The organism is Paenibacillus sp. oral taxon 786 str. D14, from assembly GCF_000159955.1.
GTDB lineage: Bacteria > Bacillota > Bacilli > Paenibacillales > Paenibacillaceae > Fontibacillus > Fontibacillus phoenicis.
In genome coordinates this window covers 37,241-56,225 of record NZ_GG695990.1, presented here as the reverse complement: position 1 = coordinate 56,225, position 18,985 = coordinate 37,241, and the positions used below count along the sequence as shown (strand labels likewise).

General features: G+C 52.8%; 18 protein-coding genes. 6 read left to right on the top strand and 12 right to left on the bottom strand.

The genetic code is table 11. The annotated features are described in order from the left end of the window. Positions 1 to 57: 57 nt before the first annotated feature. Positions 58 to 615: an ArsR/SmtB family transcription factor gene (locus POTG_RS18995; RefSeq protein ID WP_036646271.1), complete on the top strand. Its 558-nt coding sequence runs from the start codon at positions 58 to 60 to the stop codon at positions 613 to 615. A gap of 237 nt (positions 616 to 852) precedes the next feature. Here POTG_RS18995 and POTG_RS18985 read toward each other — a convergent pair whose 3' ends face one another. Then, positions 853 to 1,323, bottom strand: a complete 471-nt coding sequence (locus tag POTG_RS18985) for a SprT family protein (RefSeq protein WP_009226474.1) — start codon at positions 1,321 to 1,323, stop codon at positions 853 to 855. A 120-nt stretch (positions 1,324 to 1,443) separates the two neighbouring features. On the opposite strand from POTG_RS18985, the gene POTG_RS18980 reads away from it, so the two are divergent. Then, entirely contained in the window at positions 1,444 to 1,794 is a 351-nt protein-coding gene (locus POTG_RS18980; protein ID WP_009226473.1) for a hypothetical protein, read from the top strand. Between the two features lie 580 nt (positions 1,795 to 2,374). Beyond that, positions 2,375 to 2,515 carry a cortex morphogenetic protein CmpA gene (cmpA, locus tag POTG_RS23475; protein WP_085982553.1) on the top strand — a complete coding sequence of 47 codons (141 nt, stop codon included), beginning with the start codon at positions 2,375 to 2,377 and terminating at the stop codon, positions 2,513 to 2,515. A 190-nt stretch (positions 2,516 to 2,705) separates the two neighbouring features. Here cmpA and POTG_RS18975 read toward each other — a convergent pair whose 3' ends face one another. The 7 genes from POTG_RS18975 to POTG_RS18945 form a co-directional block, all read right to left on the bottom strand. Continuing rightward, a complete protein-coding gene (locus POTG_RS18975; RefSeq protein ID WP_009226472.1) occupies positions 2,706 to 5,132 on the bottom strand; it encodes a hypothetical protein in 2,427 nt (808 codons plus the stop codon). 29 nt (positions 5,133 to 5,161) lie between these two features. Then, positions 5,162 to 6,001, bottom strand: a complete 840-nt coding sequence (locus POTG_RS18970) for a carbohydrate ABC transporter permease (RefSeq protein ID WP_009226471.1) — start codon at positions 5,999 to 6,001, stop codon at positions 5,162 to 5,164. Beyond that, on the bottom strand, positions 6,001 to 6,939 hold the full coding sequence (locus tag POTG_RS18965; protein ID WP_036646265.1) for a carbohydrate ABC transporter permease: 939 nt from the start codon (positions 6,937 to 6,939) through the stop codon (positions 6,001 to 6,003). Before POTG_RS18965 ends, POTG_RS18970 begins: the two co-directional genes overlap by 1 nt. Positions 6,940 to 6,999: 60 nt before the next feature. Next, positions 7,000 to 8,298 (bottom strand): ABC transporter substrate-binding protein, encoded by a 1,299-nt coding sequence (locus POTG_RS18960; protein ID WP_009226469.1) that lies wholly within the window; start codon positions 8,296 to 8,298, stop codon positions 7,000 to 7,002. A gap of 179 nt (positions 8,299 to 8,477) precedes the next feature. Next, the gene (locus tag POTG_RS18955; RefSeq protein WP_009226468.1) at positions 8,478 to 9,515 is read right to left on the bottom strand and encodes a LacI family DNA-binding transcriptional regulator; all 1,038 of its coding nucleotides are present in this window, start codon (positions 9,513 to 9,515) and stop codon (positions 8,478 to 8,480) included. A gap of 205 nt (positions 9,516 to 9,720) precedes the next feature. Beyond that, positions 9,721 to 11,952, bottom strand: a complete 2,232-nt coding sequence (locus POTG_RS18950; RefSeq protein ID WP_009226467.1) for a Tex family protein — start codon at positions 11,950 to 11,952, stop codon at positions 9,721 to 9,723. 149 nt (positions 11,953 to 12,101) lie between these two features. Beyond that, positions 12,102 to 12,455, bottom strand: a complete 354-nt coding sequence (locus POTG_RS18945; RefSeq protein ID WP_036646263.1) for a DUF4190 domain-containing protein — start codon at positions 12,453 to 12,455, stop codon at positions 12,102 to 12,104. A gap of 229 nt (positions 12,456 to 12,684) precedes the next feature. On the opposite strand from POTG_RS18945, the gene POTG_RS18940 reads away from it, so the two are divergent. The 3 genes from POTG_RS18940 to POTG_RS18930 are packed head-to-tail and all read left to right on the top strand — an operon-like array spanning position 12,685 to position 15,943. After that, complete coding sequence (locus tag POTG_RS18940) at positions 12,685 to 14,073, top strand: efflux RND transporter periplasmic adaptor subunit (protein WP_028539682.1); 1,389 nt, start codon at positions 12,685 to 12,687, stop codon at positions 14,071 to 14,073. Beyond that, complete coding sequence (locus POTG_RS18935; RefSeq protein ID WP_009226464.1) at positions 14,073 to 14,774, top strand: ABC transporter ATP-binding protein; 702 nt, start codon at positions 14,073 to 14,075, stop codon at positions 14,772 to 14,774. Before POTG_RS18940 ends, POTG_RS18935 begins: the two co-directional genes overlap by 1 nt. Beyond that, entirely contained in the window at positions 14,771 to 15,943 is a 1,173-nt protein-coding gene (locus POTG_RS18930) for an ABC transporter permease (protein WP_009226463.1), read from the top strand. Before POTG_RS18935 ends, POTG_RS18930 begins: the two co-directional genes overlap by 4 nt. A 323-nt stretch (positions 15,944 to 16,266) precedes the next feature. Here POTG_RS18930 and POTG_RS18925 read toward each other — a convergent pair whose 3' ends face one another. The 4 genes from POTG_RS18925 to alr all read right to left on the bottom strand — a co-directional run bounded on the left by POTG_RS18925 (position 16,267) and on the right by alr (position 18,789). Further along, entirely contained in the window at positions 16,267 to 16,554 is a 288-nt protein-coding gene (locus POTG_RS18925) for a hypothetical protein (RefSeq protein ID WP_009226462.1), read from the bottom strand. Positions 16,555 to 16,727: 173 nt separating this feature from the next. Beyond that, positions 16,728 to 17,078, bottom strand: a complete 351-nt coding sequence (locus tag POTG_RS18920) for a type II toxin-antitoxin system PemK/MazF family toxin (protein ID WP_009226461.1) — start codon at positions 17,076 to 17,078, stop codon at positions 16,728 to 16,730. A gap of 3 nt (positions 17,079 to 17,081) precedes the next feature. Beyond that, a complete protein-coding gene (locus tag POTG_RS18915) occupies positions 17,082 to 17,363 on the bottom strand; it encodes a CopG family ribbon-helix-helix protein (RefSeq protein ID WP_009226460.1) in 282 nt (93 codons plus the stop codon). A 247-nt stretch (positions 17,364 to 17,610) separates the two neighbouring features. Continuing rightward, positions 17,611 to 18,789 (bottom strand): alanine racemase, encoded by a 1,179-nt coding sequence (alr, locus tag POTG_RS18910; RefSeq protein WP_009226459.1) that lies wholly within the window; start codon positions 18,787 to 18,789, stop codon positions 17,611 to 17,613. Between the last annotated feature and the right edge of the window lie 196 nt (positions 18,790 to 18,985).

Below are 18,985 nucleotides of genomic sequence, written 5' to 3'. Positions count from 1 at the left end.
AGGCTATACTAAAAACAATGACGACAACCGTTTAAGGTTCGGGTGGGGGGCTTACTGGTGGACAATGTGAAGGAATTAAAAACCCTGGAGGACATTCGGATCTATTCTGACCCGTATCGCCTTCAAATCCTGGATACATTTAAGCAATTAAATCGTCCGGCAACGATGAAGGAAGTGGCAGATAAGATGGGGGAAGTTCCAGCCAAGGTCTATTATCACGCCAAAAAACTGGAGAGCATCGGCCTGCTGCAGCTCGTGGACACGAAGATCATCAACGGCATTACGGCGAAGTACTATGAGCCCTATGAGGGGGCTATTCAGATTAAGAAGAGTTATTTTGATGATTCCATGAGGCAGGTTGCTTTGACAGAAACCGAGAAGCTGCTAAGCAATTTATATGATGAAAGCAAAAAGCGGTTTTTGAAAGCATCCCGCTCGCAAACGTCTTCCGGGCAATTGACCACCGATCACGTGTATCTGACCCCGCAGGAGGCGAAGGAATTTCAGGACTGGGTCACGGCGTTTCTCAAGCAGCACCAGACCAAAACGTCGGAGGAAAGTACGATGTACGAGATCTTTTTAACCGTATCGAAAAGCATAGATTCCGAGGATTAAAATAATAAGAACCATCGTCTCCATACAAGGAAGCGTGGTTCTTATATTTTTGCCGATGAAGTTGTTCCTGCTTTGTTTTCGTCTTGCGGGTTCGCAGATCTTGGAACGCAAATGGACTGCGGCTGAGCTCCGGGCTACGTTTGCCTTCTCGGATGAGCTTTTGCCGATGCTTCTTGGCTTGAGATTGGGCCATCTGACATCACTCCTTAGGTTGTTTGATTTAAGTATAGCACACCTTTAACCGCCGGATAATGCATAGAGCCGCAGTTTCCCCGCACATCGGCCGCAGCGGTAGCGGCTTGGGTCTACTCGACGTTTACGCAGATACGTCATCCCGCAATCGGCGCATACCAGCTTATAGCGTTGCGGCAAGGTTTTGCGCTGTTTTGCCCCGGGCAAGGCGTTGCAGTAACGGCTGCCGCCAACTTTTTGGAGCAGGGCCTTAAAGTCCGCGTCGCGATGCCGGTATCCTCGTCCCGCCAGATGAAGATGATAGTGACACAATTCATGTTTGATGATACGCTCGACTTCCTCTTCCCCATAGGCGGCCAGTTGGGCGGGATTGATCTCGATATGATGGGTTTTCATAAAATAACGCCCTCCGGTTGTTCTTAACCTGCTGTTAAAACGGGCCTTATGCCGGAAAGGCACGCCGAAGGAACGCAGCGAGATTTGCTCGATCCAGGCTTGCAGCTGCTCATCCGTCATCGTCCTCTCCCCTTCCTGTTCGTAGAAGCGCATGAATCTGCCAGATTCATTACTTGAATTTTAACTTCTCCTTACGCTACACTGTCAAGTAGCATGGATAGAAAAGGAGAATCGTTAAGCATGTCCCTAATGAGATACGTCATTTTACAGCAGGACCAGGATCTGATCTTCGTTGAAATGCCCCGTGACTACGCCTACCAGCTTAGCGCTTTGAATTTGCGGCTGAACAAGGAAATCGATAAACTGACGGCTGCCGAGGTTCCGACCTTGCCGCGTGCGATTGCCGAATGCGACCAGCTCGAGCTCCTGCAGGAATCGCTGCAGATCACGAGCGGGCTGGATTATATTAACGGACTGGAGTCCGCTTTCTCCGCGATCCGTGAGGAAAATTATCCCCTGATTTCGCTGCTCACCGAAATCCGTGCCCTCCAGGCTCAGCTGGAGCAATGGTACGAAGAAGAAGGCGCGTAACTCTAAGGCTGCTGCCAAGGAAGCAATGAAGCCGGCCAGGATTATCCCTTTCCGTAAGGTAGAGGGAATTGGTCGGCTTTTTCACTTTGGTCGGAGGAGCCTAGCACACCCCGCAGCGGCGCTCTTCCGGGCATAGCTCGTCGTCACACCCCCGCCGCTGCTCTAACGGAACGTAGAGACCTTATTTGCCTATTTCCCGGCTATTTCCCGCTGTAACGGAACTGAAAGACCTTATTGCACGGTTTTTGCGGCCATTTCGCTGTCCACGCTCCAAATAAGGTCTCCTGGTTCCGTTAGAAACGGATCATGCCCGTTTTCGAGCAAATAACGTCTCTGAGTTCCGTTAGAATAGACCCAACAGCGCAGAGGCGGCACCAACCTTTTCTGACTTCCATTGGAGTGGCGTCAGCCCCGGCAGACCCCACCCGGTCAGTTAAGGCCAAACCGCACCCCTGCCTCTCCATTCCCCCACCGTGTTCAAAAGCCAGAATTTACCGGCGATTTGCAGGGGACTTGCACGGATTGGGTGAATTCCCCATACCCTAACCATACCAATGGGTTTCCGGAGGAGGGGATACGCTTGCCAAACTGGCTTAGCAATCAGATCATGCATGCCTTTAACAAGAGAGATCGCCGTCAAATTCGGCTGTTAAACGATTGTTGGTTTTTTTATTATAGTCGTCAAAAAAGCCAAACCGAATTCTCAAACCAAATGCAATAGTCATTGGAAAAGGCCGTCCCCACCGCCCTTTTGACGGGTTGGGACGGCTTCTTCATTTTTGCAAACTCCTGCCCATTCGAAGTCTCCCAAGTCCAATCTTCTGAAATCAAATGGGAAATCAAGCTAAGCCAATAATAGCAAGTAGGGCGGAACCTATACTCACCATATGCCCGTGTTATAATAACCTGCCTTAAAGCAACGGTACCAGCTTGCCGTCGCGATACTGAGCTTGCCGAAGCGCCTCGCCTGGCTGAGCCCGCAGCACCAGCCCTTCCTCCCGCATCACGATTTGTCGCGGGTATGCGGCGTAGCTGGTGATAAGCCAGCCGTCCCCGTCCCGCGTCAAACAGCCGTTCACACAGCGAAGCCGCCCCCGTTCATCGCGGTACAGATATGCGGTCGTACCGAAGCCGAGCAGATACGCTACCAACTCCTCGCCCATATCCCAATCGTCACCCGCGGCGTTCGCAAATAGACGCGCGAACATCGGATCGCTCGCATTCCGGAAAACAGATTGACCGAAACGGTTTCGCGACAGTGCCGGCATGTTCAGATTGGGCGCTGCCACGCTATATGTCGAAGCGGCTTCACCCGGCTGCAAGCGGCGCGGCGTCGATACTACGTTCCAATCGTAACAGTTGAAAACGGCCATGCTCGCCCGGTACGCCGCTTCCAGATACTTCGAATCGCCCAAATGCTCATAAGCAGTAAGTGCGGAAGCTGCAACCAATCCGCCCCACAGGGAATGGATCATATAAGACAACGCTTCCCACCAACGGTCGGGATTCTGTGATCGGTAATCGTTGCTAAAGCCGATATTGGCTAAAATCAGACTCCCGTATTGCTCCGCCTCGTGGGTCATTCCAACGCGCAATAGTGTTTCGCAAGTCGGTCCGAACCCCGCATTGTCGTAAAAATGTTCGGTAACGGCCCCGGCGAACCGGCATACATTATGCTTCAGCCGGCTACCGAACGCCTCCCAGAGTGCCTGCAAACGGCCGTACCATCCGTCCATACCGGCGGCCTGCAAATCTGCCAGCAGGTCTTCAACGTACAAAATGAACACACCGTTTAGACCCGTCTCGTTTTTTTCCCGCTGCCCAGCGTGACATTCTGGATCCATCCGTACGCACAAAACTTCAGCCGCCCACTCCAGGTACGTCTGCGGCGGATGGAGCTTCAGCAGCGCAGCATCCATCCTGGAGAGCAGATAAAACACATGCGCGATATAATCCAGATCGAATATCCGATAAAACGTCCCATACAACACGCGCGGTCGGGAAAAATCGCCGCCTTCGAACCAGTGATTTTTCATATCCAATACCGCCGCGGCTTCCGCCATGGTCACCTGCTCCGGAACCGGGGCTGCCAGGGCGTTCTTCATCAGCAGAAAAGCCAGCTTGCCCAAAGATTCGCCTTGATTTGATAGTGGCAAAAAAGCATGCGGCCTCCCTGCTTTCCCCGTAGGGTCGTAATTATTCCGGCACAGCCATTCGGCCCGTTTCTCCAGAATGCAGTCGATCGGCTCCAACACGTTCCAAACGAGCACGTCTTTGCGTCCGTCTTCCAGCGTTATTTCAAGTTTATGTTCGCCAGGCTCCTCCCGCCGCAAGGAGACCCGCAACACCTCCCCGCATTCACCGTCCGCGCAAAACCACTCGGTCACTGTTTCCTCACGAATCCGGCATCCTCCAGTCGGTTCAGGAACAGCTGAAGTCACGCAGATTTCCCTCACGCGCTCCCCCGCCGGAAGCTCCAACTCCGCTTCAAACGTTCCTCCCCGAACCAGCACAGGCGTATACTCCCAGCGCGGATGGCCATATGCCATCGCCTGCCGATAGAAATCATCCCATCCCTCGCAGGAAGCGATGGCATATTCCCACGACATATTCTGACCGGTCTCCAACACGACCGGATAATATCCTCCCCCATAGATCCAGTCTGTCGCCGCTGACTCCGGCATTGAACCGCCGTCCTCCACCAGCGACAGACGGTGAAACAGCACCCCGTCCAGCGAGGGCGAAACCTGCTCCAAAAAGCGGTTCTCGTAGCGACAGAACGAACCAAACGCCGCTGTGTGCCCTTTCATCCCGTACACGGCCAGATGAGGCGCCTCATTGCTGCGCCGGACCGCCGCAAACTTGGCGAAGTCACCGCCCAAATGGGGGAAAAGCGCGCACGATTGCCGTATGTTGCGCAGCACGTTTTCGTCCCGGAACATCACGTAAGCCAGCGAGAACCAAATATGCAGTCCCTCGATCCGTAAGCTCTCATCAGCCCGGTTCCCGCACTCGATGATCCAACGAATCCGCTGCTCCTCCAGTTCATAAGTCAGTCCGACCTCCAGCTTCTCCGTCTTGAACCGGACCTGTATTCGGCTATCGCTTTCCCGCGTGATTTCCGGCGTCAATTCGGCACTGTTCAGCGTCTGGCCATCCACCACCGCCGTCCATTCCCCAAACAGCTTATCTAGCGTATCCTCATACCCTGCTTCGATCAGATACTCCGGATCTACCACCCAATTCATAGCGCTAGGATCATCTTTCATCAACAACACCGTTACCGCGCCGCGTTCGTTAAAATCCAACTCAAACTTTGTATTGCTAAGTATGGTCATGTTTCTCCACCCTCCGTCATGACGGATCGTTATTTTTTGACACCGCTAAGCGAGATGCCCCCTAGAATCAAGTTTTGCGTAAAATAGAACAGCGTGGCCGGGAACAGCACCGACAGGCAAGATACCGCCATCAGCTTCTCATATTCGATGTTGAAGGCGTTTTTGAACAGGTTGATCCCCAGCGGCAGTGTATACATGCTCTGATCGTTAATGAAGATCAGAGGAGTCAAAAATTCATTCCAGCACCACACGAAATGAAACACGCCGATGACGACGACGATCGGCTGGCACAACGGGAGGATGATCTTCCAGTAGATCTGCCAGCGGTTGCAGCCGTCGATTTCCGCCGCCTCGTCCAGATCACGCGGAACACCCATAATAAACTGCCGGGCCAGAAAGATGAAGAACGCGGAACCGAACGCCCCCGGCAAAATCATCGGCCACAGCGTATTGATCAGTCCCAGCTTTTTGTATTCAATATAGAGCGGAATCGCCGTAACGTCCCAGGGAATCACCATCGTGCCGATCACAAGCAGGAACAAGGCGTTCCGACCCCAAAAATTGATCCGTGCGAACCCGAAGGCGACCATTGTGGCCGACAGCATGGCAAACGGCGTCGAAACGCCCACCACAATCAGCGTATTGAGTAAAAAACGCCCGAACGGCTGGGCATTCCAGGCCTCCGCAAAATTTCGGAACTGCCACGTATCCGGAATCAGATCTGGTTTTGGCGTAAAAATGTCCTCTGGTGCTTTTAGCGAAGTCGACAGCATCCAGGCGATCGGAAACAGGAACGCGGCCGCAAGCAGCAGGATCAAAATTTGGAACACCAACGTCTGGATTCGTTCTTTTCGCGCCAGCGCATGCATCAGCGCCCACCTCCATCGGCTTCATAGTAGACCCAGTATTTCGAAGATTTAAGAATAAGCCCGGTCAACAACACGATCAAAATAAACATTACCCACGCCATGGCGGAAGCGTATCCCATTTTGAAATGTGTAAATGCATTGCGATACACGTGCAGAGAATAGAAATACGTCGAGTTGGCCGGGCCGCCACCCGTCAGGACGAACGCGAGCACGATCGTCTGAAAAGCCGAAATTAGACTCGTTAGGATGTTAAACAGGATTGTAGGCGTGATTAGCGGAATCGTAATGTTGAAAAATTTGCGAACCGATCCAGCGCCATCGATATCAGCGGCCTCGTAGTATTCCGACGAAACGGAACGCAGCGCTGATAGGTACAACACCATCGGCGATCCAACGCCCCAGAGAGCGATGAAGATCAGGGCGTACAAGGCTACGTGCGGATCGGTCAGCCAATGCACCCGCGGCAGGCCCACCAGTTCCAGCATGTAATTGACCGGTCCGAAATCATCGTTCAGCATCCAGCTGAAAATCAGCGCCAACGTAACCCCTTGAATCAACGAGGGTAGGTAAAAAATCGCCCTGAACAGCTTGATACCGTATGCCACCCGGTTCAGCAGCACCGCGATGAGAATCGCGAAAATAACCTGGAGCGGAACCATAATAAACACATATTTGAACGTAACCTTCATGGCATTCCAATAAAAGGGATCGGCCGTAATCATCTGCACATAGTTCTGAATCCCGATAATTTCGGGGCTGCCAACCATGTTCCATTCGGTAAAACTTATTCCTAGCGAAAACATCATCGGGAAAAACATTAATAGAAGGAATCCGATCAGCCACGGCGAGATAAAAAACAGGCCTGAGAGGTTTTCGCGCCGTCTTCTTCGTCTGGCCGCACGGCGCATCATCGCTGAATCCGGGCCGGCTGCTTGCATTTGGTCATCACCTCGTTTGCTGGAACGCGGGGAGCGCTGCAAGCGCTTCCCGCATTACCGTTACTCTAATACCTCTTGTGCTTGCTTCGCGACTTCGTTCAACGTTTTCTGTATATCGGCGTTGCCGTAAAAAATAGCCTGTACCCCGGCGCGGATCAAATCTTCCGCCTGGCTCCATTTTTCGGTGCGCATGCTGGCGATCAGCTTGTCCGTACCTTTCAACTCTTTAGCGAATGCTTCCAGATAAGGATCATTAGCGTATCCGTTCTCCTCATCTACGGAAATTACCGGTGAAAAAGCAAACTTGTCGGCCGTAATGATTTTGATGCCTTCCTCCCCGGACATGAATTTGATCAGTTCCCAGGCGGCTTCCTTGTTTTTGCCGGCTTTCGGCATAGAGTATCCCGAAGTATGGATAATTCCATTCAGTTTGCCGCCTTCAGGAAGCGGATGCGTTACGGTTCCGATATCGAGCTTGCCTTCTTTCAGGATATCCCCCAGCGGCCACATGCCGTTGTCGAACATGGCGATCTGTCCGGTCTGGAAAGATTCCAGTCCGTTGTTGGTGCTGAATTTACCCGCGGTGTTGATTTTGGAGGAAGCATCATACAGTTGTTTCAGGAACGTCATCGTCTTTACATTTTCCGGGCTATTTAATACGCCATCGACCGTTTTACCATCATCGCTGACCATATCCCCGCCATTACTCCAAAAGTAGGGTTGCATGGTCATGACGTCGTCCGGCGTCATGATGAAACCGTATTGGCCCGGCTTGGTCAATTTTTGCACCGTCTCGATGAAATCATTCCAGGTCCATCCGTCCTTAGGGTAGGGGACACCCGCTTCGTCAAACAGCTTTTTATTGTAGTAAATTGCCCGGGTAGAATAAGTCGTCGGAAGCCCCCAAAGTTTCCCGTCATAATTCATGTAATCCATGATAATGGGATAATATTTGTTCAGATCGTAGTTGTCCTTGTCCACCCAGGTTTGCATGTCCTCCAGCGCCCCTCCCGGAACATAAAGCGGATAGTTCCAGGCCATAAACACGTCGGGCGCGGTCTCAGAAGCAAGGGAAGTCAGCAGCTTCTGGTCATAGTTATCCGGTACAGATTCTACCTTGACCTTGATGTTCGGATGTTTCTCCATAAAAGCATTGATTGCGTTTTGATAAGGTTGGAGCGTTTGACCGGAGTCCCATGTCATAAATCGCAGTGTTACTTCCTCGGCTCCTTTTTCCCCTCCGTTTGCCGCTCCTTCTGAATTGGCATCGCTTTCATTTTTGCTCCCGCAAGCGGACAACAGACCAAGACATAATGCGCTGACCAATGCGAGGACAAACCATTTTTTGCTCTTCTTCACACGTAACCCCTCCTTAGAATATATGGTTGATGTTATATGTGAACTTACAGAGCGAGCCTAACCTCCCGCCTGTAAGACATCACCTCATCAAAATCTAAACGTTTAGATTTTTTCAGTCAAGGAACTTTCGGATCGAAAGTTTCCCATCAAAGATTCCGGTTAACGGTTTTCATCAAAGCTTACTTCGGAAGCTGTGCTACAGAATCACGTTCAATCAGCCGGCACACCGGCATTTCCGGACGCTCGATCCGTTTCCCCCGGATCAAGTCATGCAGCGCTTCCATCGCGCGGTAACCCATTTCATGGAGCGGAAGATCCATGGTCGTAATCCGCGGAGTCAAATAATCGCTAAATTCCCGGTTATCAAAACCGATGACGGACAGGTCCGCAGGAATGTCCACACCCGCTTCATCCGCCGCCTTCAGCACGCCCACTGCCATAACGTCGTTCATCGCCAGGATCGCCGTAGGCGGCTCAGGCAAGGACAACAGTTCACGGGTTAGCCGATATCCGGATTCCCGCTCCCAGTCCCCCATTTTAATTAACATCGGATCAAAAGGAAGCTCGAAATCGGTCACCGCTCTGTAATAACCGTTGAGGCGCAACCGGGATGGTATGGAATCCATTAAACCGCTGATGATCGCAATTCTCCGGTGTCCCCTGTCCACTAAATAAGACATTGCCTCGTAAGAAGCTTGTTCGTCATTATATTGGATGGCTACTTCGTTTTGGGTATACGCATAGGTATATATGATCGGTTTGCCTTCGCTGTCGATCAATCCAGTGATATCACGAGGATGCACACCAATGTATATGATGCCGTCAACCTGTTTGCTAAGCAGCTCGGAAACTGCGCTGGCGGCATACTTCCGGTATTTCTCCATATTCGCGAAGTCGCGGCCGATACGTTTATCGAGACGCAGGTTCGTCAGCAAAATATGCAGATCGTGCCGGTCGCCGTAATCGTTGATTCCGTCGATGATCTCTGGTGTGTTAAACACGGTAACGTCCTCGGCGATCACGCCGATCGTGTCAGTGCGCCGCCGTTTCAAGCTTTTAGCGATGTCATTCGGTTTATAGTTCATCTCTTCGATCACGGCCAGCACTCGCTCGCGGGTTTTGGGCCGGACGTTCCGCGTTCCGTTCAGCACATAAGAGACGGTGGCTGTAGATACATTTGCTCTGGCAGCGATATCTTTAATGCTTGGATTGGACATATTCTACCTCCTCCGGATTAGTCACAATCCAAATTTAATCGTTTAGATTTATATTCTTTTTATATCACAACCCGTTTCTAGTTGCAATCGGTTTCTTGTTCGATGTCGATTACCCGCGAATTATTCCTCATTAAAAAAGCGCCGGATCGCTTAGGATCAGCGTCCGACACTTTTAAACATTTATGATGCACGTAGAGTTTTAAGTTTAAGCTTCTATCCCGGCCGGCCCCCGCATCGTCAAACCAACCCGGCCTTTCTTCACGTCCACGTTCAGCACCCAGACGGTGACATTGTCGCCGACCGAGACGACGTCCATCGGATGCTTGACGTACCCGTTGCTCAGTTGGGAGATGTGTACGAGCCCGTCGTTTTTGATGCCAATATCAACAAAAGCCCCAAAATCGATGACGTTGCGCACCGTCCCCTGCAGTTCCATGCCGGGCACCAAGTCCTCGATCTTCAGTACATCGGTGCGGAAGATTGGCGGCGGCAGCTCCTCGCGAGGGTCACGCCCCGGGCGCTGCAGACTTTCGAGAATGTCGCGCAGCGTTGGAACGCCCACCTCGAGGCGAGGCGCCAGTTCGTCCGGATTCAACGCAGCCAGCTTCTCATTCAGCTCTTTGGAGCCCAGCTGATCCATCGATACCCCCAGCTCGGCAAACAATCGGTGCACCACGTCATAAGATTCCGGGTGGATCGGCGTCTTGTCCAGCGGATTCTCGCCGCCGTCGATCCGCAGGAAGCCTACGCACTGTTCGAAAGTTTTGGCGCCAAGTCGCGGTACTTTTTGCAGCTGCTTGCGGCTCTTGAAGCGTCCGTTCTCCTCGCGGAACTTAACGATATTCTTCGCAATCGTCGCATTAACCCCAGATACGTAGGACAAGAGCGCCGGCGAAGCGGTATTGACGTCCACACCAACATGGTTTACCGCCGACTCTACCACGTTCTTTAAACTTTCGTCGAGATGCTTCTGCGACACGTCGTGCTGGTATTGACCAACGCCAATCGCCTTCGGCTCGATTTTAACCAGCTCCGCCAACGGGTCCTGCACCCGCCGTGCAATGGATACGGCGCTTCGCTCCGCCACGTCCAAATCCGGAAATTCCTCCTGCGCCAGCTTGGAGGCCGAATACACGCTGGCGCCCGCCTCGTTGACGATCAGATACGCCAGCTCGCGGTCCTTGCCCTTGCGCTCGGCGATGACCTCGGCGACAAATTGCTCCGTCTCCCGCGAGGCCGTACCGTTGCCGATCACGATCAGCTCGATCCCGTATTTGTCGATCAGCTCGTGGAACTTGATTGCCGCTTCCTTTTTCTTGTTGTTTGGCGGCGTCGGGTAGGTGACCGCCACCTCCAGCAGCTTGCCGGTGTCGTCAACAACGGCGAGCTTGCAGCCGGTGCGGTAGGCCGGGTCAACGCCAAGCACCGTTTTGCCGCGTACCGGCGGCTGCAGCAGCAAGCTGCGCAAATTGCCGGCGAAGATCGAAATCGCCTGGGCTTCGGCTTTTTCCGTCAACTCGCCGCGCACCTCCCGCTCGATCGACGGGGCGATCAAGCGTTTATAAGCATCCTCGATCGCCGCGCGCAGCACGTCCTCCGTTGCGGAACGTCCGCGGATCACCTGGCCGGCGATGTGGCGGCAGATCGCCTCGGCGTCCACCTCCAGCGACACCTTCAGCACGTTCTCCCGCTCGCCGCGGTTCATGGCGAGGATGCGGTGGGGCGGCATTTTTTTGGCCGGTTCCCGATAGTTGTAGTACATTTCGTAGACGGATTCCTCTTCCGGTGACTTCGCTTCGGACACCATTATTCCGTGGTCCATCGTATATTTCCGGACCCAAGCCCGGGTCGGCGCTTCATCCGCCACCTGCTCGGCGACGATATCCATCGCCCCTTGCAGCGCCTCCTCGGCCGTTTCTACGCCTCCTTCCATCCCGGCAGCCTGGGTGAACTTCGCGGCTTCCGTGAGTGGATCGCCTTGCTTCGGCTGCGACAACAGCCACTCCGCCAGCGGCTCCAGACCCTTTTCCTTCGCTACGCTCGCGCGGGTTTTGCGTTTTTGCCGGAAGGGTCGATACAAGTCCTCTACTTCCTGCAGCTTCACCGCCTTCGCGATCGCGGCCGCCAACTCGTCCGTCAGCTTGCCCTGCTCGTCGATGATCCGGACGACTTCCCGTTTCCGTTCCTCCAGGTTGCGGAGGTATTGCGTCCGCTCTTCAATATTGCGCAGCTGGTTTTCATCCAGCTCCCCGGTCATTTCCTTCCGGTAACGGGCGATAAACGGAATTGTATTGCCCTCATCCAGCAGCCCGATCGTTGTTCGCACCTGCTTCAGGGAGAGTCCCAGCTCCTTCGCGATCTGGGCGAAGATCCGCTCCTGTTCCCCCGCATCGGCCATACTTTGCACCTCTGTTCCGTTCGTCTCCGTTTGCGTCATGGCCAAATCCCTCTTTCATTCTAAAAATTGCGATTGTTTCTATTATCACAAACTTTGCGCGCCTTTTCCAGCATGTCCAAACCCATCGAAGTCAGAGTTGACGAAAAAAAAACACCGCGCCCAAGACAACGGTGCTTTCATTCAGTTCTTTAAAACGTGCCGTAGATGTCTGGCGATGAAGCAAAGACCAATACCGCAATAATGGCAATCACAATAATGATACCGTACAGTGCCGTACCGATGATACCGCAAACGAGACCCGCGATGCTAAGTCCCTTGCCCTGCTCGCCCTTCCGTTTGATCTCCTTAAACGACAAGCTGGCGAACACAATCGCAACGATCCCCAAAATAAAGCCGACATACGGAATGACGATCGAGAGAATGCCCAGCACCAACGATGCGATGGATTTGCCGTTTGTTTTGGGCGGCGTCGGCGGTGGTGGCGGCGGAAATTGGTTAAACGTGGAATACGAATAAGATGTTTCAGACGGACGTTGATCCATGAAAAAAAAGTCCTCCCCAAAATATGTTACATCCATTGTACTTGATCGTTGTGAATGGCGCCATGGCTATTTCCCGTGAATTGGTCTTTTTATGAAAAATCATTCAGAAAACTTTCAGCTTCACTTAAGGTTCGCCTCATCTTCATCTTCTAAAATGGTTTTGATTTGCAGAGAACCGGTACAAGCACTGCCGTCTGCCGGTAGAATACATCATCGTTGGAGGGATTCGATGAAGAAGAAATGGTTGTGGATTGGGGGCGGAGCCTTGGTTCTGATCGCCATTGCCCTCATCCTTGTTCTAAAGCTGCCGGACAAGCAGAATCAGACGGCGGCGCCCGTTCAGAATACGACCCGGGTCAGCAAGGGCGACATTACCGTTAGCGTGTCCGGATCAGGTACGATCGTCTCAACCGAGAGCGAAAGCGTACGTACGAAGGACGAGGGGAAAGTAAGCGAAGTTCTTGTAAAGACGGGAGACGTCGTGGAAGAAGGCCAGGTGCTGCTGACATTTGAGGGCACGGATAATACCGACAACATCAAGGAACAGCAATCCTCCCTGGAAATGCAGAAACTGGACCTGGTTGATTTGCAAAATCAGTTTAAACGTCAAGTGCAAGAAGGCGCCGACGAGCAAACACTAAACGCCACGAAAAAATCAATTGCCAAGCAAGAGCTAAACATCAGCAATACGGAAGCGGAAATCGCTAAGCTGCAGGAGGCAATGGTTCCTCCCGATCCGTTAACCTCCCCGATTGACGGCACGGTCACCGCAGTCAACATCACCGCCGGGGAACAGGCTAAAAGCGGAAGCGAGCTGTTTGTCATTAACGATTACCAGAAGCTCAGCGTCAAAATTCAGGTTGACGAGCTGGATATCCCCAGCGTCACAAAGGGCATGAAGGCGAACGTTCAAGTTGACGCTTTTCCGGATCAGACTTTTGAAGGTGTTGTCTCTGACATCGCGAATGAAGGGGTTGCCTCGGGCGGTGTGTCGTTATTTGATGTCACGATCGCCCTGAACAATTCTGAAGGCGTGCGGGTAGGTATGTCAGCGGAAGCAACGATCATCACCGAGGAGAAAAAGGATATCTTAACCCTGCCGATCGAGGCGGTTCAGCAGCGGGCCGGCCGGTATTTCGTCATGCTGCCCGAAACGGGGAGCGACGGAACAAGTGCGGCAGGTGGCGCAGCCAGTCCGCAAGGGTCGGGCAGCGGGCCGGCTACAGGCAGCGCACCGGCCGCTGACAGTGCGCCGACCACGGGCAGCGCACCGGCCGAAGGCAGCACGCCCAGCACAGGCCGCACTGCACAGCCCGATGCCGCAGCTGGTGCTGCCGGAGGCACCAGCGGCATGAACGGCCGTATCCAGGTCGTTGAGGTTGGCGTGCATAACGAATCATATATCGAGATTGTCAGCGGACTAACCGAAGGCCAGGAGGTTGTGATCCCGACGATCATCAGCAACTCTTCGAGTTCCTCCACCCAACAGCAAATGAGAATGCAGGGAGGGTTCGGCGGAGGCAGTGCCGGATTTGGCGGAGCCGGAGGCGCCGCTCCTGGCGGGGGCGGTGCGGCTCCATCCGGAAGAGGCGGGTTCAGCGGCGGAGGTGGCCGATAATGGCGGCAATATCTCCCCCACTGATCGACGTGCAGAACCTCGGACACGGCTACCGTATGGCCGGAGAGATGATGACCGTGCTCAGCGATATCAGCTTTCAGGTCCGGCATGGCGAATTCGTCGCCATCATCGGCCCGTCCGGCTCGGGGAAGTCGACGCTGATGAACATGCTGGGCTGTCTGGACGTCGCCAACGAAGGGACGTATTTGCTTGACGGGCAGGACATACGCAAGCTGTCCGATAACAAGCTGGCCACGATTCGCAATGAGAAGATTGGGTTTATTTTTCAACAGTTTAATCTGTTGCCCAAATTAACCGCCTACGAAAATGTTGAGCTGCCGCTCATCTACCGCAACGTCCCGCACAAGGAGCGAAAAAAATCAGTCGAAGAGTCGCTCCGTCTCGTTGGTTTGGAAGACCGGATGCACCATCGTCCTTCCGAGTTGTCAGGCGGGCAGCAGCAGCGGGTGGCCATCGCCCGTGCAATCGCCGGCTCCCCTCCGCTCCTGCTCGCGGACGAACCGACCGGCGCGCTGGACAGCAAGACCGGCATCGAAGTGATGGATAAGATGAAGGAACTGAATGCACTCGGCCACACGATCATTATTATCACCCACGATCTGTCCATCGCTGAGCAAGCCAAACGGGTCATCCGAATCCAGGACGGACGAATTGTTGAAGATCGGGGGAACCGGGCATGAATCTTCTGCAAAGCATCAAAATGGCCTGGAAAAGCATCGCCGGAGCGAAGATCCGCTCTTTTCTTACGATGCTAGGCATCATTATCGGCGTCTCCTCGGTGATTACGCTCGTATCTGTGGGGCAAGGCACCACATCGCAGATTACGGACCAACTCGAAGGCTTGGGAACCGACCTGCTTACGGTGAACATCATGGGCCGGGGCAGCTCCACCTCACTCTCCTTTGAGGAAGCGATGGCTCTGGGGAAGATCGAAGGGGTGAAGGCCGTATCCCCCGTGATCAACGGCTCTGTAACGGCCAAGAAAGGAACGGTAAATGACAGTCTTTCGGTAGAAGGCATCGCGCCTTCCTACGAGGAGGTCCAGGATTTCCACGTCCAAGCCGGACGTTACATCATCGACATGGACAATGAGTTCCGCATGAAGGTGGCGTTGATCGGGACCGAAGCTGCCGAGACTTTTTTTGGCACAGATAACCCGATTGGACAAACGATTCAGCTTAACGGCAGCAGCTTCAAAATCGTTGGCTTGTTGGAATCGAAAGGTTCCAGCCTGACCGCCTCCAACGATAATAAGCTGCTGATCCCAATCGCTACGGCCGAGCGCTTTCTGCAAAGCCGCGGCGTGCGTTCGATTACGGTACAGGTTGAGGACACCAAGCAGATTGAAACCGTCAAAGCGTTGCTGGAAGCTACCTTGGATAAAAAGTTCCAAAATGCCGACAACGCCTACAGTATCTTTAACTCCCAGGAGATGCTGGACACGCTAAATTCGACAACCCAAATACTGTCGCTGGCGCTCGGCGGCATTGCCGGCATTTCGCTGCTCGTCGGCGGCATTGGGATCATGAACATCATGCTCGTCTCCGTCAGCGAGCGCACCCGGGAAATCGGCGTTCGCAAAGCGATCGGGGCCAAAAAGCGTGACATCCTGATGCAATTCATGGTCGAATCGACGGCACTTAGCGGCTTCGGCGGCTTGATTGGCATCGGGCTGGGCTACGGCGCCAGCGCGTTGATCGGCCACTATTCGTCGCTAACGACCACCGTATCGCTCCTGATCGTCCTGATCGCCTTTGGCTTCTCCTTGTTCATCGGCATCATCTTTGGGATGATTCCAGCGAACAAGGCAGCCAAGCTACGCCCGATTTACGCGCTGCGGACCGATTGAACCGCTAATGACAGCAAATGTGTTCGAAAAATCGAATACATTTCGGCAGATCCCACCATTTGGGGCGTGATATATATGAAATTTCATACAGAATGTGCCCTGCGGGTGCCGGAATCCGTTTTTTTATATGAAAAATCGAATAGAATCCGCCCTAATCCCCGAAATCAACACAATTCTATATGAAAAATCGAATACATTCCGCCGAGCCGAGCCGCACCACCTTACCAGACTGCCCCCTACCACCCAACCGTCCAAGCAACAATAAAAAAGTGCAAGCCGCCAAGGAACTCCCTTGCGCTTGCACTTTTGCTCGTTTCGCTAGCCTAGCTCACTCCGTAAACCGATGCCATGCAATCGACGAACATCCGGTTGTATTCCTGGCGGGTCAGATCCTTATTGCAATGGATATCGCGTCCAAGGAACTGGTACCAGGTGATCTCGACCTGATCTTTTTTGTACAGGAACCGGCCGTTCGTCAGTGAAAATTTGTCGTTCTCGAAGGGCACGATGTTCTCGTAATCCAGCTCGCTGCCTTGCTGCTCGGCCACGAACGTCGCCAGCAAAATCAACATTTTGAAGGGATCGTCATAGATTTCATATTGAGCGCTCAAACGGCAACCTCTCCTTTATCCGTGATTACTCTCATCGTACTCGAATTGCCCTCGCGACAAATAGGAAAATTATAAGATCCTTTATGAATTTTATCGCATAATAAACAACGCCCCGGAACAACGTCCGGAGCGTAAAAAGTCATTCTAAAAACGCACACATGAGTGATAAATGTTCAAAAATCAATTAAACCGAGACTGATGAGCAGCGAATCGTTCACTTTCTTCATCGTCTCCTCATCCAAATGCGTAATTTTATCCGTTAGTCTTTGTTTATCGATCGTTCGAATTTGCTCCAGCAAGATGACGGAATCCCGGTCAAATCCGTGAGTTGCCGCGTCAATCTCAACATGGGTCGGCAATTTCGCCTTTTGGATTTGTGCCGTAATAGCAGCAACAATGGCCGTTGGGCTAAATCGGTTTCCGATATCATTCTGGATGATAAGCACCGGTCTGACCCCGCCCTGCTCAGAACCTACCACAGGGGAGAGATCTGCAAAAAAAACGTCGCCGCGCTTTACGATCAATGTTTACACCCCGCTTACTAGGCGGTCCAGAGTGATGTCTGCATCTTCTTCCGCATGGAACGCTTCGGAGGCCATGGACAAATTAATTTTGGCCATCTCCATATAGCCGCGCTGCATCGATTCGCGGATGAAACGTTTCTTCCGCTCGTTCAGATACAGCTTCATGGCCTGCCTGATCAACTCGCTGCGATTGGAGTTCTCCATCGCCGCGATTCCATCAACTTCCTGCAATAGCTGATCCGGCAAACTGATCATGATTCTTTTGGTGTTGTGCATATTAGCCATCTTAAAACTTCCACCCCCAAAACCTACTCGCCCCTGTTTCCTGATAATCAGTATAGCATTATTCAAGGAAATTTATACAAAAGAAATATATGCCGAGCGTATATCAAGTATGCTGCATTTCATTATAAACAAAAACAGTGGTGCCGTACATACCTGATCATTTCCATGTTTAGTATTCGATAGACCTGGCATAAATTCCTTCACGCAGGGAAAGTTTTGTTGAATTTTGTCTGCTGCGCCAATTCCGTCACAGCAGCGGGTTCAGCAATAAGACCGATTCGCCCTTTCGTTTGTATACCCGGGGCACTCGGTGGGCCAGCATGCAAATCAACTCGTAATGGATCGTTCCCATGGCGGAAGCCAGCTCCCCGGCGGTAATTTCCTCGCCGGCTTGCCGGCCGATGAGCACAACCTCTTCGCCGGCTTGAATTTCTTCGGCTTCCTCAGCCAAAGCTTGAAGCGATACCATACATTGGTCCATGCATATGACGCCTGTTACAGGGACACGGCGGCCGCGTATTAGTACCTGCGCCTTGCCGTTTAACATCCGTGAATATCCGTCGGCATACCCGATCGGAAGCGTGGCAATCCGCTCTTCCTGCTCGGTGATGTATCTCGCTCCATAACTAATGGCGGAATGGGCAGGCAACGTCTTCACCCGTACCGTTTCCGTTTTCAGCGAGAGAACCGGGGTGAGCTTCACTTGATCGCGTCTCACCTCGTCGGATGGATACAAGCCGTACAGTGCGATGCCAATGCGGACCATTTGCACCGACAGTTCCGGCATATCAATGGCGATTGCGCTATTTCCCGTATGTATGATCGGGATGCGAATATTATGCTCCCGCAGCGCTTCCACCACGCCCTGAAACCGGCGATATTGTTCCAATGTATAGCTTTTGTCTTCCTCGTCCGCCGTGGCATAGTGGGTGAACAAGCCTTCTACTTCCACATGCGGCACTTGCATAGCCTTGCGTACGAAGGCGACCGCCTCATCTCCAGGCAGCAGTCCGACGCGGCCCATGCCGGAATCGATCTTGATATGGACTTTCAGCTTATGCGGGAATTCAGCAGGATTCAGCGCTTCAATCGCCTCCAGCACTTCGTTGCTGAAGACATTTAGCGTGACATCATGCTCCCAAGCGGTGCGAACCCCGTGTGGCGGCGTATATCCTAGCACGAGAATCGGCAGCTGAATGCCGGCTTTCCGAAGCTCCAGCGCTTCGTCCAGAAAGGCGACGCTGAGATAATCCGCGCCGATCTGTTCCAACTCCTTCGCCACAGGTACAGCACCATGCCCATACGCGTTAGCTTTTACACATGCCAGCATTTTCATGTCCTGTTGTCTTCTCCGCAATTCTTCGAAATTGCTGCGCAGCGCGTCCAAATCAATTTCCGCATGGGTTGGTCGATACATCACTTGCACTTTCGGGTCACCTTCTCCAAAGATTGAGAGTTCAAATATCTGAGCAATATCCTAATGGTAATGTTCATGAATGCGGCTGTCAATTCTGCAAAAGAACCCAATTCCTGAGGAGGCGCTTAATACACCCTTATAGAAGAAAGAGGCGAATCCACGGGGCCTGGGGAACGCTCCTCCCCTCCGGCACAGCCGCAATCCG